We start from the raw sequence: 18262 nt of genomic DNA on the forward strand, positions 1-18262 counted from the left end.
GCTTATGCTGTAACCATTTCGGGTTTGCGATCCGGTGATGCTGGCTCAAAGTACAACACCATGATTTGCTCTGGATGCAGCCCGACAGATTCATAAGTGCGTCCGTTACGATCGCTAAATTCAACTTCAAACGCTGCACCATCAGCCAACAGTTCAACCACAGTCCCTACTTGTCCGCGCCAGAAGTTGTATTCAGGAATGTTAACTGTCAAGGCAACAACATCTAGTAATTTAATTGTATTCTTTGCCACTCTTATTACCTCCAGGCACTACAAAGGAGAGCAGGTTGTTAATCTCGGAATCTCCGAATCATGCTCAATGACTTCAAATCTATGCTCAAGCAAACAGCAAGTTTTGTACTAAAGTTTTAGGTGCTGGGAGAGATTTACCATCTGCCTGATATTCTTCAACTAAAAGCTCTAATACCTCCACTGCATTCTGCAAAGCTTCTTCGTAGGTATCTCCGTGAGTGTGGAACGGCTGAGATGGAAAATCAGGTAAGTGAACTAGGTAGCAGTTATCTTCATTTGACCATTGAATAACAATTATATAAGGTAATTTCATGATTCAGACTCCTCTTCTTCAATTGCTTTCAATATTCCAATTTTTCGATTAACTTCTCTCTCTAAATACAGTTTCGCATCATCGCCATCATTTCCAGCAATGGTAATTGGTTCATTAGGTAGTAAAGGATGAACCCATCTTGTATGACTGCCTTTTGCCGAACGATAAGTAAACCCAGCTTTTAGCAACAGGCTTTTGAGTTCTCTAATCTTTTTGGGCATAAGCAGACATCAAAAATGTAGCAAGGTGACGGGTACACTTTCATCATATCCCAAAAAGTTTTGATCAACATTTCAAAAAAAAACGCACAAAAAAATGTACCCACTCCTCAAAGAAGTGGGTGCAAAATAACCAACTGTATTTTGAGCTAAAAACTCAAAATTTCCTTAATAAGCGTCTTGCAATTCGTAAAAATCAGGGGAAATGTAATCTTTCCGCAGCGGCCAGCCTACCCAATCTTCGTTCATCAAAATCCGTTTTAGATTCGGATGTCCTTCGTAGACAATGCCGTACATATCGTAGGATTCCCGCTCTTGAAAGTCGGCTGCTTTCCAAATCCAGTAGACTGATGGGACTCTGGGATCTTCGCGGGGGATGAATACTTTGACGCGGACTTCTTCAGGCTTGGAAGCATTGTCTGTCAGTTTAGCCAAGTGGTAGACGCTGACTAAATCTTGTCCCGGCCCTTGGTCGTAGGCGCACTGGCACTGCATATAATTAAACCCGTAGGCATACAGTGCTGTTGACATCGGAATTAAGAATTCTCGATCGACCTTTAATATCTCCACGCCCAAATTATCGGCCGCTAAAGCTTCGTGTTCAAACCCATTCTGAGTCAACCACTGGGAAACCTTCCCGGCTTCAACAATTGCAGATTCTTGCTCAGCCACGGTTTACCTCCTGTTTTTGTCCTGCAAGCAGGGCCGGCGGTACTGGCATTCCCATTGCTTCTGTCAATTCCTTCGGCGGCGCAATCCGGCCTGGAACTGACAAGTATTTGCCGTCCAAAATGTCGTCTACTACTTTCATTTTGTGGGGTCTGGTGTAGTAGCGGTGGGTGGGCAGCAATCTGGCCCGTTCTTGCATGGAATCGTTGGCGATTTTTTTCCGCAGTTTGATAATTGCGTCAATAATCGCTTCTGGCCGGGGGGGACAGCCGGGGATGTACACGTCTACGGGAATCAGTTTGTCAACGCCTCTGACTGCTGTGGTGGAGTCCATGCTGAACATTCCGCCGGTGATGGTGCAAGCGCCCATCGCGATCACGTATTTGGGTTCCGGCATTTGTTCGTACAGCCGCACCAAGATGGGGGCGTACTTCATGTTAATTGTGCCGGCGGTGATGATCAAGTCGGCTTGCCGGGGGCTCGATCGCGGTACTAAGCCGAATCTGTCGAAGTCAAAGCGCGATCCGATCAAAGCTGCAAATTCGATGAAGCAGCAGGCAGTGCCGAAAAGCAGCGGCCACAGGCTCGAAAGTCTCGCCCAATTGTAGAGGTCATCCACTGTTGTCAGGATGACGTTCTCTGAGAGTTGGGATGTGACTTCCGGGCGCTCGACAGGGTTGATCAGCGCTTTTTGTGATTTGTCAGAACTTAAGACCATTCCAAGGCTCCTTTGCGCCATGCATAGACAAGAGCAATAACGAGGATCGTGATAAAAAACAAGGCTTCGATAAAAGCCAAAAGTCCTAGCTGGTTGAAAGCAACCGCCCAAGGATAGAGGAAGACGGTCTCTACGTCGAAGATGACGAAGACCAGGGCGAACATATAATATCGGATGTTGAATTGAATCCAGGCTCCGCCGATCGGCTCGACACCGGATTCGTAGGTAGTGCGTCGGTCGTAGGGACGACTTTTCGGGCGCAGTACCTTAGACGCCGTGAGGGCGAGGATAGGGACTAGGCTGGAAATTAACAGGAAGCCTAAGAAATACTCGTAGCCGCTGAGTGCAAACACGGTGAATAATTACTGCCTAGGTGAAAGGGTTCTGTAACTTAGTCTTTACATTATATAGATTTTGGGTAGCTAAAATTACGAGTTGGTTGAGATTAATCGTCCATCTTCTGCAATAATTTTTAATGTATATTTTAAGATTAGCTTACCTACTCTTTTGGAGCTATGAGCGATCGAGCCACTGAAACAAAAACCCTCGATCGGCACGAGTGCCGCGCCTGCGGCTACGTCTACGATCCGAAAAAGGGGAATCCTAAAAATGACATTGCCCCGGGCACGGCTTTTGAAGATTTGCCCCAAACTTGGGTCTGTCCCGTTTGCGCAGCGCGCAAGTCGGCGTTTCAAAATCTCGGTCAGATGGAAGGGGTATCGGGATTTAAGGCAAATCAGCGCTACGGTGTCGGTGTCAACGGCATGACCGAAGGTCAGAAAAGTTTGCTGATTTTTGGCGGCTTGGTCGTTGGTTTCTTGTTGTTACTTAGTATGTATGGTTTGCAGTAAAACGATTGTGAGATTTTGGCAACGAATTGTAATGTTATTGGCCGCTGCGCTTATCTGTACGAGTTGCAGCACCATCGGTTCTGTGAGTTACAACCCCTGGCAAGTGATTTCCTTGCCGACGGAAGCTAATTTGCAGGATATTGCTTTTACGGGCAATCCTCAGCACGGCTGGGTTGTGGGTTCTGAGGCGACTTTGCTCGAAACCCTTGACGGTGGCACTAGCTGGAAGTCTATAGCACTGGATATCGACGATCCGAGGTCGCGTTTTGCGTCGGTGAGTTTCTCTGGTTCCGAAGGCTGGATTGTCGGCCAGCCTTCTGTTTTGCTCCACACGAAGGATGAGGGTAAGTCTTGGACGCGGATTGCTTTGAGCAGTCAGTTGCCTGGTTCTCCGAGTAAGGTCGCGGCTTTGGGCCCGAATTCCGCCGAGATGACGACCGATGTCGGGGCGATTTACCGGACTTCTGACGGCGGCAAAAATTGGAAAGCTGTCGTGCAGGATTCTTTTGGAGTAGTTCGCAATATCAACCGTTCTGAAGACGGGCAGTATGTTGCGGTTTCCTCAAAGGGCAATTTCTACTCTGTGTGGAAACCCGGACAAGAAGCTTGGGAACCTCACAACCGCAATAGTTCTCGACGCCTGCAAAATATGGGCTTTACCAAGGATGGGCGTTTGTGGATGCTCGCCCGCGGTGGTCAGATTCAGTTTAGCGACCCGTCCAATCCTGAAGGTTGGGGAAAACCGTTTTTTCCCGATCGCAAGGCGAGTTGGGGTTTGCTGGACATGGCTTACCGGACTGATAATGAAGTTTGGGTAGCCGGCGGCGGCGGCAATTTGCTGTGCAGTTTGGACGGCGGGAAAACTTGGCAAAAAGACCGCGAAGTTGAAGATGTTCCCGCTAATTTTTACAGGATTGTCTTTATGGGCCCCGATCGCGGATTTGTGATCGGCGCGAGCGGTACTTTACTTAAATATCAAGGTTCAGCACAAGCTGCTTGATAGTAGAATAGTAATAGAGATTGTCTGTCAATTTGTTGTTGAAAGGAGGATTCTAAATGGCTGGTACAACTGGAGAACGTCCGTTTGGGGACATTATTACAAGTATCCGTTATTGGGTAATTCACAGCATCACCATTCCAGCTTTGTTTATTGCTGGATGGCTGTTTGTGCAAACGGGTTTGGCTTACGATGCTTTCGGAACTCCTCGCCCTAACCAGTATTTCACACCGCAGCGGGAAGAAGTGCCGATTATCTCGGATCGCTTTGAAGCTAAGAAACAAGTAGATCAGTTCATTGCCAAGTAATTTAACAAGGATTTGGAAAAATGACGAGCAGAACCCCAAATAATGAGCCAATTTCGTATCCGATTTTTACGGTGCGCTGGTTGGCAGTTCATACTTTAGGTGTCCCAACAATTTTCTTTTTGGGCGCGATCGCAGCAATGCAATTTATTCAACGATAGGAGTTTACAATGCCTGAACGCCTTCCTAATCCCAACGAGCAGCCTGTTGAGTTAAACCGGACTTCTTTGTATTTGGGTTTGTTGCTGATTTTTACTCTGGGTATTTTGTTTTCCAGTTATTTCTTTAACTAACTGGTGTCTGAGTTTGCTTTCGATAGTTCGACCGAATGTGTTTAGCTGTAAATTAGTGAGGTGATGGCTATGTTTAGTGAAAGTGGCAGAATTCCTTTGTGGCTGGTAGCTACTGTCGCCGGTCTCGGTGTTCTGAGCATTGTGAGTCTTTTCTTCTACGGTGCTTATGCCGGTTTGGGTTCTTCGATGTAAGGAGAATTAAGCGGATTTTCGGCTTTTAACCCCCCTTTTTCAAGGGGGGTTTTAATTACTTAAAGTGTGTTGGTAAATTAGGAATAAATTTGATTTAAAGTGTTGATTTTTGGGCAAGTTTATGATATTTTAATTATCTCGTGATAGCGGGATTTTTTGTGGTTGGGTAGAGATTTGCTCAATAAACGGATTCCGGGCGGATTCACCAATCACCCCAAAATCGATCACCACTAGCCGACGATCGCCTCCTTCTGTGGGGCAGATCCTGAAATTAGCCAAAAGTTGCGAGTAGAATGGTGCAAGAGCCGATCGCTCGATCGTAGTGCACAGCGAAATATGACCCCACCGCCGCCCCGCAAACCTCAAACCGTCTTGGGTGCGATTACCCAAGCAGTCCAGACTATTGCCAAGGTTAATTTTAACCAGCTAGCGCTGAAACCAAACGCCAAAGTACCCGAACTGTGGGTACAGGATGCGGGTGCAGCTAAAGCTGAGGTTTATCCGCTGTTGGGCGATCGATATTTGTTAGGTCGATCGTCCAAATCTTCAGATATTGTAGTTCGCAATCCCGTTGTCAGTCACGTGCACTTATCTCTGTCGCGGGATACTCGGCGGCGGACTCCTTTTGTCATCAAAGATGAAGACTCCACCAACGGCATTTACAATGGCAAAAGGCGAGTTAAAAGTATGTCCCTGCGTCACGGAGACGTGTTCACTTTAGGGCCGCCGGAACTAGCGGCCGCTGTCAGAATTCAGTACGTATATCCGCCGCCTTGGTATTTGGAACTGGTGCGTTACAGCTTTTACGGCGTCAGCGGAATCACCGCTTTGATTGCCGTGTTGGTAGGGATGGAATCGACAAAGTTTCAAGTGCGGCCTCTGCCCAGAAGTATCAATGGTCCGGTGATTGTTTACGCGCGCGACGGGCAAACTCCGCTGCGTCCTCCTCAGAATAACGCTCACTTAGAATTAAAAAAATTGCAGGATTTTTCGCCTTATTTATCCAAGGCGGTACTTGCTTCGGAAGATAGCCGCTACAATTGGCATTTGGGGGTCGATCCGCTGGGGGTTTTGCGGGCGCTTTTGACCAATGTTCGCGGGGGAGGAATTCGCGAAGGCGGCAGCACTGTGACGCAGCAGTTAGCGAGGAGTTTGTTTCGAGATTATGTGGGAACTCAAGATTCGGCAGGACGCAAGTTGCGGGAAGCCGTAGTTGCTTTTAAACTGGAGACTTATTACAGCAAAGATGAGCTGTTGCTGACTTATTTAAATCGCGTGTTCTTAGGAATTGACCTTTACGGTTTTGAGGATGCGTCTCGGTTTTATTTTGGCAAATCGGCGAAGGATTTAACTTTGTCAGAGGCGGCAACTTTGGCGGGCATTTTGCCGGCGCCAAACAGTTTTAATCCGATTCAAAATTATCAATTGGCGGTGCAGTACCGCGATCGAGTGATCGAACGGATGCGGGCACTGGGGACGGTTTCTCAGGAAGAAGCAGATCGCGCGAGGCGATCGCGAATTGAGATCAATCCCAAAGCTCGCCAATATCTGCAAAGTACGATCGCTCCTTATTTCTACAGTTATGTATTTGACGAATTGGAGTTTTTGCTGGGGGAACAGTTAGCCCGAGAAGGCAATTTTATTGTAGAAACAGGTTTGAATCCCGGCTTGCAAAAGTTGGCGGAAAGTTCCCTCAGAAATGCTGTTGAAAATGCGGGAGCCAGTGCAGGTTTTTCTCAAGGAGCAGTGGTAACTCTCAACTCTGCAACCGGGGAAGTCTTAGCTTTAGTTGGGGGCGTAGATTACTTAAAAAGTCAGTTTAATCGGGCTACCCAAGCTTTGAGACAGCCCGGTTCTACATTTAAGATTTTCACCTATGCAGCCGCGCTGGAACGGGGAATCTCAGCCGATAAAACTTATTCTTGCGCCCCCCTTTCCTGGGGCGGACAAAGTTACAGCGGCTGCGAAAGAACCAGCGGCAGTGCGGATATGTATCGCGGCTTAGCGTTGTCGGAAAATGCAATTGCTTTGAGAATAGCACAAGAAGATGTCGGTTTAGACAATGTAGTGCAAATGGCCAGACGTTTGGGGATTACTTCTGAACTGCGTTCTAATCCTGGTTTAGTATTAGGTGAAAGTGAAGTTAATGTGTTGCAATTAACGGGTGCTTTCGGGGTTTTGGCCAATCGGGGTTTGGGAAATCGTCCCCACGTAATTAAGCGAATTATTGACAGCAGCGATTGCAAAGATAGAAATGATTTTAACAGTTGCCGGGTGATTTATGACTATCAAAAAGATGGCATTGCCAATCGGCAGTTAGTTTCTGAAGCCGTAGCGGATACGATGACTGATATGCTGCAAGGTGTTGTGCGCGGAGGTACGGGCAGCAGTGCTGCTTTGGGGTTGGGAGAAGCGGGAAAAACAGGCACGACTAATGATAATAGAGATTTGTGGTTTGTCGGTTATATTCCAAGTCAGCAACTGGTGACAGGAGTTTGGTTGGGAAATGATGATAATTCTCCGACTGGGGGAGGTAGTGCAAATGCCGCTCAGTTGTGGGGGGAGTATATGCGGCAAGTGGCGCGTTGAGTGGATGCGGGGATTGGACGAATTTTGATACGGCATTGAAATATACAATTTAAATGCGGTACAGCTTAGTAGGGACAAAGGCTTTCGCCGTGTCCCTAGGGGGATTGATCGATAAGCGGGTATACTTCATACACGTGGAATCTGCTGTATATGCAAGTTCTATAAATCTCAGATCAACTGTTGATTAAAATTTTTTAGGTTTCTGGCGACCAAGGCAAAGGAGAAAATAGTCTATATTGCTGTAGAGGAATCGAAACCAACATTTATGCAACCGAAACTCAGGAAGCACAGCCTCAACAAACGCCCCACCAAAATACTATCAAATTATCCCCCAACAACGCGCGATGATTGCCAACAAACGGCGAGATTTTCCGCGCGCTTGAAGTGACATCCACTCCGGGAGGCAAAACCCATGAAAAAAAGATGCTGCAATTGCTTTCCGTCGGATCGCGAAAGCTAACGCTCAAGAGTGAGCAATGACATAAATATGTCATTGATGCCTCCAGGAATGACATCAAGCGTGCGATCGTCCCCGCTGGCGATCCAAATCAGACGCAGTGAAATCAAAGCATCGAAATTAGAGCGCTTCTGACCCCATCCTCCCGCTTATTCTACAGTCTGAGAAACGGGCCGACAGCCAGACAATATTGAGTGCAAATTGACGACATTTCCGATTACTGCGATCGCAGGTGCTGCAAATCCAGTCGCCTCAACTTGCTCTACAATTGTACCCAAAGTTCCGATCAATTCTTCTTGTTCCGGCCGCGTTCCCCAGCGCACTAACGCTATGGGCGTTTCTGCACTCAATTGGGCTGCTGTTAACTGACCGATAATGTAAGGCAAATTGTGGATTCCCATGTATACTACAATGGTTTCGGAGCCGCGGGCGATCGCCTGCCAATTTACCTCCGGTCGATATTTTCCCGCTGATTCGTGACCGGTGACAAAGGTGACAGAGGAACTGTACGATCGATGTGTTAAAGGAATTCCCGCATAAGCAGGGGCCGCAATCCCAGAAGTTACGCCGGGGACGACTTCTACCGACACTCCAGCTTTTACCAACTCTTCCATTTCTTCGCCACCGCGGCCGAAGATAAAAGGATCGCCGCCTTTGAGACGAACTACGATCGCATTATCTCCAGCTTTTTCTATCATTAACTGAGTTGTTTCATCTTGCATTAATGAGTGGCGGCCTTTGCGTTTTCCGGCATCAATTCGTTCTGCTTGGGGGTTGATTGCTGCCAAAATTTGAGGGCTGACTAAAGCGTCGTAAATCACCACATCCGCGCACTCTAACAGAGCTTTTCCCTTCAAGGTCATCAAACCCGGATCTCCGGGTCCCGCACCTACTAAATACACTTTTCCTAAAGACATTTTTCTTTCTTCCTTTACCTCTTCTGTGCCTCTGCGGTTCATTTTTGAATTAAATCCCTAATTAACTCTGCTAATTCTACACTTGGCCCTAGAGGATTTGCGAGATGAAGTTCCGCCGCAGGAAATTGCTGCTTTAGCTGTCCGACATTTTTGGCGATCGCATCTGTAATTCCTCCATTAAATAAGAAGTATGGCACAATCCCTATTTGCTGCTGTCCACCACGAACCAAACTCTCAATTTGCTCTTCCAAACTCGGCTTTACCGACCAATACGCTGTTTGTGCACCGAGTTGGCTGGCGATTTCCTCAACAATCGAGTTACCTCCGGGGCGACGGCTGCCGTGAGATAATAAAATCCATTTAGGCAATAGCAGATTGGGGAGAAAAGTCACCTCTTGCATCTGACTTTTTACCAATTGTGTTAAGCCTGCTTTCTGGGAACCTAAATGCGGGCGCAATTCAATTTTTAGCTTGTCACCAAAAGTTTTTTGGGCAATTTCCACCTCTGCCGGTATGTCTTCGGCGACGTGAACTCCCGGCAATAAAAATACAGGCAGGATTTGCAATTCTGTCAGTCCCAGCGACAGGGTACGTTCGCCAAAACTGCAAATTTGTTCGTGTAGCGGTGCGGGCCCGAGTTCTAAGGTGGCGGTTGCTACTGCGGGGAAGGAGTCAGCCAAATTTTGAGACAGCAGTTGACCTAGGTTTTCCAAAGCTTGTTGGGGTCTGGGGTCGCGGCTGCCGTGAGAAACTAATAAATAGGTGGATGATCGCAATTTCAATATAGATTGGATGTTAATGTTCGATCCGGATTTCAAATAATTATAACACCGTGGGGCGCGTGACTTAAAAATTACTCAACACAAAAGTTCGATATTCTAGGGTGCGCGGCTTAAAAATTACTCAACACTGGGCTTAAAATTTATAAGCCGCACACCTTACAAAAGAAGGGGCGCGGCTTAAAAATTACTTAATACTGGGCTTAAATCTTCACTCGCCACCCAGGTTACACAAATCTCAAATTAAGCTTTGGGAGCGGGATCGGCAATGTATTGGAAAGTAGGTTCCGAGTTCCAAGGCCCGCGTTCATCCTTGCCATTTGTGGACAAGTTAAAGTAGAGATCCACAGTGGAATCGGGGGGAATATTGCCGAACATCGGATCGGTGAGTTTGCCCACCGATTCCAAAGCTTTCATGAACATTTGAGTGTGAGAAATTTCGCGAGTCAGCAGAAACTGCAGCGTCTTTTTCGTTCCCATATCCGGTGCTAGTTTAATCAACTCTTCGTAGGTTTGGCGAGCTCCTCCTTCCGCAGCGATATTAGCGCGCAAATCGCGTACCACTTCCCCGCCTTCGTTGATATAAGCTGCCGTCCAAGCTTGACCTTGGCTGTCTAACAAGTGTGGACCTACGCCGCGCACCGCAAACAAAGTGCTTTTGTAAGCTTCTGTTTGGTCAACGTTTTTGGTGTGCATTTCGATGAGTTGACCCACCATTTCTAAGTGGCTGAATTCTTCGAGCGCAATATCTTGAAGCATATCCTTAATCCCTGCATCTTCACAGTGGAATGACTGCACCCAGTATTGCAGAGCTGCTGTCAGTTCTCCGGTTGCTCCGCCAAACTGTTCTAGCAGCAATTGGGCAAAACGGGGGTTGGCTTCGTCTACAGTCACCGCAGCCATTAATTGTTTTTTGTGAAAAAACATGGATTGATACCTCTCTTTAATTCTGTTGTGTCTCAGGATCGCAGACTTTATCTGTGTTCGCCTTCAGCATCCATTGTGCGACAAGCGATCGCACCGAGCCTCGGTCAATGGATACATCTCTCGCGATAAATTTCTCTGCTTTCAGGTAGAGTTTAAAGTTAAAATTTTAGCTAGTTAGTCGGTATAAATACTACAATTTACACGCGGCATTATTGTCGCACTCGGTTAATTTTGCAGACAGGGCATCGAGATGCTGCAGCCACTGAATGCCACCAACCCAACTGCGAGATGGGAGGTGTCCGATTGGTGCTTGCTGATTAAATTTAATCTGCCCTAAAGTAGTAGTAGAATTGTAGGTTTGCCAGTTGACCCGATCGCAAAATCTGATATAGTCTCCCTTAACGCTTTCGTAAATCTGCTTTTGGACGCTGAAGCCAAACCGACCTTGACTGTAGTGCAGCCACAGGCGATCGACTGTTTGCAAATCTTGGCAGGGGATCTGGTAAATTTGGCTTATTTCTAGCTGAGTTCCCGGTGGCTGGGAAAGAGATTGACACATCAAGCCCCAAGTTTCGCGATCGGCTTCTTTCCACTTTTTGTGAGACAAAAAATCCCGCAGTTTGGTATAATCAACTCCCCGTGCAGAAATTAGGGTTGAATCGAGATTTGAAGTATTTGAAGTAACAGATAAGGACAAATTTTCTGCCGAATTGGGGACGGCATTGGTGGGTAAAATTGAAGAATCAGGAGCTTGTAGTGCGCTGATATCGGTTGAGTTGTCGGTATTACCGAGATCAGGAGCGATCTGTTTTTGGGGCGAAAGCAAATTTTGATGGCGAATATCTAAAGCTGCTTGGATATCTTGCAAAACTTCCGTAGCAAAACTGTACCGCTGAGTGAGACGAGTTTGCAACAATTTATCTAAAATTTCGCCTAACTCGTCGCTAATACTCGTCGCTTTGGGGAGAAACTCGCGCCACCACCAGCGCTCGTTGTTGCAGTCGTACATATCCAAGGGAGGAACTTGCGTCATTAGACGAATGCAAGTAACCCCTAAACTGTACAGGTCGCTAGCAGGAAATACTTGGCCGCGCATTTGTTCGGGAGCTACATAATCTTGACTGCCAATGAGCGTTGCTGGATGAAGCATGGCTGAATCAGTCAGCAATTTGGCAATGCCGAAATCGATCAAGACGAGTTTGTTGTCCGATTGGCGGCGGATAATATTTTCTGGTTTGATGTCGCGGTGAATGACGCGCTTGTCATGGATAAATTGCAGCACTGGCAATAAGTCTTGCAGCAGTTGCCAAATTTTCTCTTCATCGTATACACTCTTGTCTAATTCTTGTTTAAGAGTCGATCCCCCTATAAACTCTTGAACTAAATAAATATGACCTTCTTGTTCAAAGCAGGCTAATAATGTAGGGATTTGCGGGTGTTTTCCGAGTTCGTCTAAACGGACGCCTTCTTGCCGAAATAATTCAACGGCTTTGTTAAAAATTTTGGGGTCGCGGTCGTAAAAATAAAATTGCTTGACTGCACAGCGGGGTAGAGATGGGATGTCTTCATCAATTGCTAGGAAAGTTTTACCAAATCCGCCTCTACCTAAAAGTTCAATTGGGCGATATCGCTGTCTCAGCAACAGGTTAAAGCCGCAGTTTAAACAAAATTGTGCGGCGTTGGAGTTGTGAGGATTTTGACATTTAGGGTTCACACAGTAGCTCATATTGATTTTAGATTTTAGATTTTAGATTTTGGATTGCGGAGAAGAGTTTTTTTTACGAACCGCGAAGACGCGAAGCGACGCGAAGGAAGAGGGAAGAGAGAAGAGAGAGAAGAGGAATGGTTGATAACTCATGCAGTGTGGAATAAGCTGTCCCGCTTCTTGCGTTGTATTTTTCGGGCGGGCGGGAAACCCCACAAGCATTTCATCTGAGATGTTGCACCATTCTCAATAAGGCTTTTAGGGGCGGGCTAGAAGAGCCCACCCTACAAGAAATTCATTCTTTGTGGAGCAGGCATCTTGCCTGTTCTTGAGAAGGGTGCAAGATGTGAGTTTTATCAAACTGGACTGTAAAATTTAGATGCGCCTGGGCTGATAAGGCTATTTTAATGCGCTCGGCCGAATCGGAACGCTACCAAAGCTACCGAACCCAGGCCGCATGACTGCTGGGGGCGAGATAATTGCCGATCGCACAAGCCGGCGCAGAGCGAAAATAGTGCTATAGTCTTACTGTGCTTGGAACTTGAGGCACAATCTATCTGTCCAGTTCAGGGACGCTCAGAAATATTTCAAAATATTTTTGCCTTACCCCTAGACTTGTGCTGAGATCTGATGCTATAGTTAAAACTGATACGGCGAGCGTAGCCAAGTGGTTAAGGCAGTGGTTTGTGGTACCACCATTCGTGGGTTCAAGTCCCATCGTTCGCCCTTTTGATTCTAAACAGTTTAATTCGAGCGCCTGTCGCCTGTACGGTAATTTGCGATGGTCGTAGGGTGTGCAATGCACACCTTAATTTTTTTTGGGATGTAGCGGTTCTGTCGGCACCAGTTCCGATGTGCTAATCTTAAATCCAAGATAAAATCTAAAATCTAAAATCAAAATATGCCATCTTTAGTAACAGAAGATTGGGGATATAAATTTAGTGGCGATCGCACAATTAATAAGTTTATTCGGGATATAGAAGGAGAAGCGGCTTTAGGGAAATATTGCGATTGGGAATGCAAAGAACGTGCGGAAATTCTGATGTCGGAGATAGCTGGCAAATCCCACAATCTTTTCTACGTGCGTCGCCAAAAGGTAAATGAGAGATTTTCGGAAGAAGAAATCTGGGAATTGTTGCTTGCTACGGATGGAGATGATTTTGAATTACCTCAATTGTTGCAAAAAGCCGATCGCACTTTGCGGTTGTTAGCAACTGTACGCTGTGAAGACGGAATTGGCGGTTTAAAACTGCTGGATGCTGGTTTGGTCGCGGTTCCCAGAGGAAGGAAAGATGGGTATGCTTTGCCGGTTCAGTTGCGACTTTTGGCTAACAGTCGTTCGCCAATTCCTGTAAAGTCGATCGCCCGCGTCCAACAAATGCCATTTTGGGACCATAGACACATACCGACTACCGAACAGCTAAAAGTTTGGCACACTTTTTTAAATGTTGAAAAACGCATCGCGGAAGCGCGTCAATTTTGCGTTTTTTTCCGAGGGCACAATTACGGTTCCGGCTTCAAAATCGTCACTTTTGAAATCGATCGTAATTCCGCAACTCTTGACGGTTACGAGGAAAATTTCTTAGAATTGGGCGACTTTCGCGAAAGGCTAAAAAAGGCGCGAAATGAAGAAATTATTCTGTTTGATTCGCCGCCCGGAAGCAGAAGCAGCCGCGATGGCGAGACATTGGGTAGCATCGCTGAAATTGACTTTGAACATGGTAAGTTACGGATTAAGTTAGATGTTGATTTAGGATCTCGCATGGCGGGCGGCAGATATCAACTGCCCAAACAAGGATTCTTATATTTTGAGGCGGCGGGCGATATCAGTCAGATCGAACGCAAGAAGAAAGCTTTAAAAATGCTGACAGATGGCCGCGCTCAAAATCCCTATTTGAGTGAGTTTTTATTCGACTCCTCTCAGGCGAGAGTGCCCGAAAAACTGATTAAATTGGAGCGGAAAAACTTATTAAATCGCAATGCTAATGACGACCAACTTGCTGCCGTAGAAACGGTGCTTTCGGCGCGGGATTTAATTTTGATTCAAGGGCCGCCGGGAACGGGCAAAACGACTGTGATTGCGGAGATTTGCTATCAAATTGCCCGTCAGGGCGGGAAAACGCTCATTGCTTCGCAAGCAAATTTGGCTGTAGACAATGCTTTGAGTCGGTTAGTACACAATCCGGCGATTCGGGCTTTGCGGAAGGGAAAAGCTCATAAGGTGCAGGAAGAAGGGCAGCCGTTTTTAGAGGAAAATGCGATCGGCACTTGGCTGCAAAATACGGCGACTGACTGCGAAAAAAAGCTCTCGCAGCGCCTGACTAATGTCAAATCTTTGCGGCAGTTGGTGGCAGAATCCGAGCGATTTACCGCCTACTGTGCCGCAGAGAGAGATTTATTTAATGAACTAAAACACCTGCACGACAGTAAAGCAAATATTGAGGAAAAATGCAGTCAGCAAGCAGCAGCTTATGAAGAGGCTTTAACCAAAAAAAGCGAGATTGAATCCCTAGTTAGGGGGCTAGAAAGTTTGTTGGATGCGCCGAATGTTAACTGGGAATCTCCAGAAGTTGCTGAGTTTATGCCTCGACTAAAACCTTATTCAGAAGGCAATGTTTTAGTAGAAAACTTTATGGCAAATGTTCGCATTGCCGCCAGCAATGCTATTCAAATAGGCTTCGATCGCCCTGCTTGCGGCGCGTTTGGGATTGCGGTGTGGCTTCAGGAAACTGTAGCAGCGCAAATATCGGAATTTAAGACAGCATTCGATCGCGCTGATGATGTTTGTCACGCTATGTCGGCGGTTGCGGAGTCGTTGCGGGTGTCGCGGCAGATGTCTGAGGCTGTGAATCAACTCGAATTGGGCGATCGGCAAAATCAGACACATCGCCACAATCTCGAACAGAAAATCAAGAATTTGGAACTGCGAAAAGCTGAAATTGCAGCCGTTGTCGTCGCCGTTGCACAGTGGATTGAGACGGCAGATACGGGGCTCTATGAAGTCGTGAAAACTTGCTGGGAAACGGGCGCAATGCTCACGGATGATATGGTAGAATTGCCCGCAGGATTGCTGAAAATTGCCCGATCGCTCAAATTGCCGATCGTGCCGCCCAAATGCAAAATCAATTTGCCCGATTTGGATCGGTTGCAAAAGGCGATATCCCACGAAGAAAGCGCAGGTTGTAAGGACATAAAAGGGCAACAGTTCCGGTTTAGCGAGTTTCTGCACCTAAATTTGAGTCAAACGCCGATCGTGCTCTCTGCGGGCGATCGCGCACAGTGGCAGCAACTCGCTAAAGACTTCGCCAGCTACTCCCAAGTCAGCCAAAGTCAGCGCAAATTTATCATCGAAAAAGCTCGCACTTTCTTAGGTAGCATTCAACAATTTTATAGTGAATCCTTGCACCCAAATCATATCCAGGCTACCTTCGATCGCCTAGTCAAAGAATTGCTACACAGTATCCTCGCAAATGCGCGTCAGTGTGTGGTTCCCCTGAAAACCGAAACCGAACAGCAGCTTATCAAACAGCAACAATTATTAGATAAAATCGGTCAAACCTTAAACCAGCAGCAAATATCCGCCGCTAAACTTCAGGTAGAAACAGCGCAGCAAGAGGCAAACTTAAAAATTAGCGAAGTTACTAATTTGTTGCAAGCAGTTGTCCAACAGCCAAACGCCCCTGAAAAGTTGCGGATTTTAGCCGAACAATATCTCGCCCAAAAATCGAATATTTGGGAGCAACCGCAGCAGTTTGTCAAGCAAGTTGAGGCTTGGAAAGCAAGCACGATTCAGCTTGAAAAATCCATTGCGGATCTAGACCCTTTTGGGGTTTTGGAGACCATCAAAAACACTCTTGACGAGCATTTATCCCCGCTGCAAATTGCGGCTGCAACTTCGCAGCAGCAACTCGCCGAACTTCAAACCGAATTGAGCGAAATTACCGCTCAACTGCAACAGCAGCAACCAACAGCAGCATTACTTGTTGAGAGAAATTGGTGGGAGTCAGCATGGCAAAGTATCCCGACTCAATATCAGCCAGAAGTTCCGAATACAGGATTATTCACCGTAGCTTTTTTAAACAAAATTAAGCGTTTATTCAAAACTTGGCAGCGGAAATTAGAACAAGAAGAAACAGCCCTAAATCGTTCTCAAAACTTTGTGACAGATTGGATTCAAAAACTTCGCAATCCCTCAGAAAAAGACCGAAACGATTTAAAGCAAATTTATATTGACAATGCCAACGTGATCGGCATTACTTGCGTGCAAGCTGCTAGCTTCGATTTTACTAAAAACTTTCCCAGCTTTGATGCAGTCATCATTGACGAAGTTAGCAAATGCACTCCCCCAGAGTTATTAATTCCCGCTTTGAAAGGCAGAAAGTTAGTATTAGTGGGCGATCACAGGCAATTGCCGCCGATGTTTAATCAAAGTACGATCGACGATATTGCCGAAGACATCGGCTGTACCGGAGACGAACTTAGCTTTATCAAAGAATCTTTGTTCAAAGTTTTGTTTGAAAATGCCAACGACAGCATCAAAAAAATGCTGACAACTCAGTATCGAATGCACCCGCAAATCATGGGTGCAATCAATCAGTTTTACCAGCAAAAACTCAACTGTGGCATTCAGGAAGCTGACACCAAGCGCGCCCACAACCTCGCAGGTAGAATCATTCAAGAAAATAATCACATTCTGTGGGTGAAAACGCCCATCGGACAAGGATTTGAAGAGGAAAAACAGGGTACTTCGCGGTTGAATGTCAAGGAGATTGATGCGATCGAGAGTTTGTGCGAACAAATGGAGATAGCTTGGCGGCCCAAAGTTGCCGACGGTGAACCACCGAAAGAAATCGGAATTATCACTTTTTATGCTGCTCAATTAAATGCAATTAAAGACAGAATCGAAGGCGAAAGATTTCCTGCTTTGAGCATCCGCACTGGTACAGTTGACATATTTCAAGGCATGGAAAGACCTGTAATTATTGTCAGCACCGTGTGCAATAATGTTAGGGGCGATATTGGATTTGCTAAGGAACCGGAACGGGTGAATGTGGCATTTTCCCGGGCTCAAGAATTGCTGATTGTTGTCGGCTGCCACGATTTATTTACCCAACAAACAGGTACAGTGGGAAAAATGTATCAGGAAGTTTCAAAAACGGTGCGTCACTGCGGAGGTTTTGTAGATGTTTCTAGCGTCCTCAACTAAACCAATAGACTCGAATTTAAGTTCGCTAGCCGAACAAATTGAGCAACAAAATCCGGGCTTGTCTGTGTTGGCGGCGCGTCAATTCCGCTTTGCAATCCGGCAAACTCCGCTGGAGGTAGCGGTTAGTGAACCGCGCGAGTTTAACGTGTTGGAAGAGTTCATTTTGCGGGCGGGTGTTGAGTTTGAACCTGCGCCAACTTTGAAGGAATTGGCGGATTTGCTGGGGTTGGACGAGATTTTTGTGAAGACTACGGCGGCGACTCTGGTTAGTTTGGAAAGCTTGGAGGTGGCTGAAAATGGGCAAATTGCGATCGCCCCGCAAGGTAGAGATTTTTTCGAGAAAGGTGCGGTTAGTCGATCGCAAATTCAATCAATTTACGCCATTTCCGATCCTTTAAATCAAACTCTTACCTTTAAATTCGATGCTTTAGCGGCAGAATCGGTCAACTTACCCGATTTAGCAGATTTAGTATCCCTCGAACATAAAATTAGCGACCTTGCTAATTTAAGTCTAGCAGAAATCCAGCCGTTAATTCAAGATTCCGGCTTAGGAATTCACGCCCCACAAAACGGCAAAATTGTCTCTGCTTGCGATGTCGTCGGCGACGATTTAGATATTTGGCAAACAGTCTCGATTTTTGTGTTGCTAGATGCGATCGAAAATAAAACTACTATTCAAGTCAGACAGGGAAAGCAAATATTAGAAACAGCTTCAAACTTGCTAAACGAACTTGAATCGCAACAAAAACTTTCCTTGAACGACTTGTGTAAAGTAACCCCAGACATCGCACAGCAAGAATCCGAGACAATCCCCGTCCATAAAAATCCTAAAAAGCCATCTAAGAAGAAACCCAAGGAAACGATATGATGAGGAC

General features: G+C 46.3%; 19 protein-coding genes and 1 tRNA gene. 10 read left to right on the forward strand and 10 right to left on the reverse strand.

The annotated features are described in order from the left end of the window. Positions 1-2: 2 nt before the first annotated feature. The 6 genes from D0A34_19530 to D0A34_19555 form a co-directional block, all read right to left on the reverse strand. On the reverse strand, positions 3-251 hold the full coding sequence (locus D0A34_19530; GenBank protein ID UNU20773.1) for a DUF4926 domain-containing protein: 249 nt from the start codon (positions 249-251) through the stop codon (positions 3-5). Positions 252-336: 85 nt separating this feature from the next. Beyond that, positions 337-564, reverse strand: a complete 228-nt coding sequence (locus D0A34_19535) for a type II toxin-antitoxin system HicB family antitoxin (protein ID UNU20774.1) — start codon at positions 562-564, stop codon at positions 337-339. Next, positions 561-785 (reverse strand): type II toxin-antitoxin system HicA family toxin, encoded by a 225-nt coding sequence (locus D0A34_19540; protein UNU20775.1) that lies wholly within the window; start codon positions 783-785, stop codon positions 561-563. Before D0A34_19540 ends, D0A34_19535 begins: the two co-directional genes overlap by 4 nt. Before the next feature lie 165 nt (positions 786-950). Further along, positions 951-1454 (reverse strand): NAD(P)H-quinone oxidoreductase subunit J, encoded by a 504-nt coding sequence (locus D0A34_19545; GenBank protein ID UNU20776.1) that lies wholly within the window; start codon positions 1452-1454, stop codon positions 951-953. Then, a complete protein-coding gene (locus tag D0A34_19550; protein UNU20777.1) occupies positions 1447-2169 on the reverse strand; it encodes an NADH-quinone oxidoreductase subunit B in 723 nt (240 codons plus the stop codon). Before D0A34_19550 ends, D0A34_19545 begins: the two co-directional genes overlap by 8 nt. Beyond that, a complete protein-coding gene (locus tag D0A34_19555) occupies positions 2160-2522 on the reverse strand; it encodes an NAD(P)H-quinone oxidoreductase subunit 3 (protein UNU20778.1) in 363 nt (120 codons plus the stop codon). The genes D0A34_19550 and D0A34_19555 overlap by 10 nt, the downstream gene beginning before the upstream one ends. 162 nt (positions 2523-2684) lie before the next feature. Between D0A34_19555 and D0A34_19560 the strand changes: the two genes are divergently transcribed. From D0A34_19560 to D0A34_19590, 7 genes are all read left to right on the forward strand, one after another. Beyond that, positions 2685-3020 carry a rubredoxin gene (locus D0A34_19560; GenBank protein UNU20779.1) on the forward strand — a complete coding sequence of 112 codons (336 nt, stop codon included), beginning with the start codon at positions 2685-2687 and terminating at the stop codon, positions 3018-3020. Continuing rightward, entirely contained in the window at positions 3007-4020 is a 1014-nt protein-coding gene (locus tag D0A34_19565) for a photosynthesis system II assembly factor Ycf48 (GenBank protein ID UNU20780.1), read from the forward strand. The genes D0A34_19560 and D0A34_19565 overlap by 14 nt, the downstream gene beginning before the upstream one ends. Before the next feature lie 56 nt (positions 4021-4076). Continuing rightward, the gene (locus D0A34_19570) at positions 4077-4325 is read left to right on the forward strand and encodes a cytochrome b559 subunit alpha (protein UNU20781.1); all 249 of its coding nucleotides are present in this window, start codon (positions 4077-4079) and stop codon (positions 4323-4325) included. 20 nt (positions 4326-4345) lie between these two features. After that, the gene (locus tag D0A34_19575; protein ID UNU20782.1) at positions 4346-4483 is read left to right on the forward strand and encodes a cytochrome b559 subunit beta; all 138 of its coding nucleotides are present in this window, start codon (positions 4346-4348) and stop codon (positions 4481-4483) included. Positions 4484-4492: 9 nt separating this feature from the next. After that, positions 4493-4615: a photosystem II reaction center protein L gene (locus D0A34_19580; protein ID UNU20783.1), complete on the forward strand. Its 123-nt coding sequence runs from the start codon at positions 4493-4495 to the stop codon at positions 4613-4615. 69 nt (positions 4616-4684) lie between these two features. Then, complete coding sequence (locus D0A34_19585; GenBank protein UNU20784.1) at positions 4685-4807, forward strand: photosystem II reaction center protein J; 123 nt, start codon at positions 4685-4687, stop codon at positions 4805-4807. A gap of 336 nt (positions 4808-5143) precedes the next feature. Then, on the forward strand, positions 5144-7396 hold the full coding sequence (locus tag D0A34_19590) for an FHA domain-containing protein (protein UNU20785.1): 2253 nt from the start codon (positions 5144-5146) through the stop codon (positions 7394-7396). Between the two features lie 606 nt (positions 7397-8002). Here D0A34_19590 and cobA read toward each other — a convergent pair. The 4 genes from cobA to D0A34_19610 all read right to left on the reverse strand — a co-directional run bounded on the left by cobA (position 8003) and on the right by D0A34_19610 (position 12202). Beyond that, positions 8003-8812 carry a uroporphyrinogen-III C-methyltransferase gene (gene cobA / locus D0A34_19595; protein ID UNU20786.1) on the reverse strand — a complete coding sequence of 270 codons (810 nt, stop codon included), beginning with the start codon at positions 8810-8812 and terminating at the stop codon, positions 8003-8005. Continuing rightward, entirely contained in the window at positions 8809-9546 is a 738-nt protein-coding gene (locus D0A34_19600; GenBank protein UNU22376.1) for a sirohydrochlorin chelatase, read from the reverse strand. Before D0A34_19600 ends, cobA begins: the two co-directional genes overlap by 4 nt. Before the next feature lie 246 nt (positions 9547-9792). Beyond that, positions 9793-10476, reverse strand: coding sequence for a manganese catalase family protein (locus tag D0A34_19605; GenBank protein UNU20787.1), 684 nt, complete (start codon positions 10474-10476; stop codon positions 9793-9795). Positions 10477-10666: 190 nt separating this feature from the next. Continuing rightward, complete coding sequence (locus tag D0A34_19610) at positions 10667-12202, reverse strand: serine/threonine protein kinase (GenBank protein ID UNU20788.1); 1536 nt, start codon at positions 12200-12202, stop codon at positions 10667-10669. 632 nt (positions 12203-12834) lie between these two features. Between D0A34_19610 and D0A34_19615 the strand changes: the two genes are divergently transcribed. From D0A34_19615 to D0A34_19625, 3 genes are all read left to right on the forward strand, one after another. Then, positions 12835-12907 (forward strand) — tRNA-His (locus D0A34_19615). A 175-nt stretch (positions 12908-13082) separates the two neighbouring features. Further along, complete coding sequence (locus tag D0A34_19620; protein ID UNU20789.1) at positions 13083-17387, forward strand: DNA helicase; 4305 nt, start codon at positions 13083-13085, stop codon at positions 17385-17387. Next, complete coding sequence (locus D0A34_19625; GenBank protein UNU20790.1) at positions 17365-18255, forward strand: hypothetical protein; 891 nt, start codon at positions 17365-17367, stop codon at positions 18253-18255. The genes D0A34_19620 and D0A34_19625 overlap by 23 nt, the downstream gene beginning before the upstream one ends. Positions 18256-18262: the final 7 nt, after the last annotated feature.

It is taken from the genome of Microcoleus vaginatus PCC 9802, assembly GCA_022701275.1.
Lineage (GTDB): Bacteria > Cyanobacteriota > Cyanobacteriia > Cyanobacteriales > Microcoleaceae > Microcoleus > Microcoleus vaginatus_A.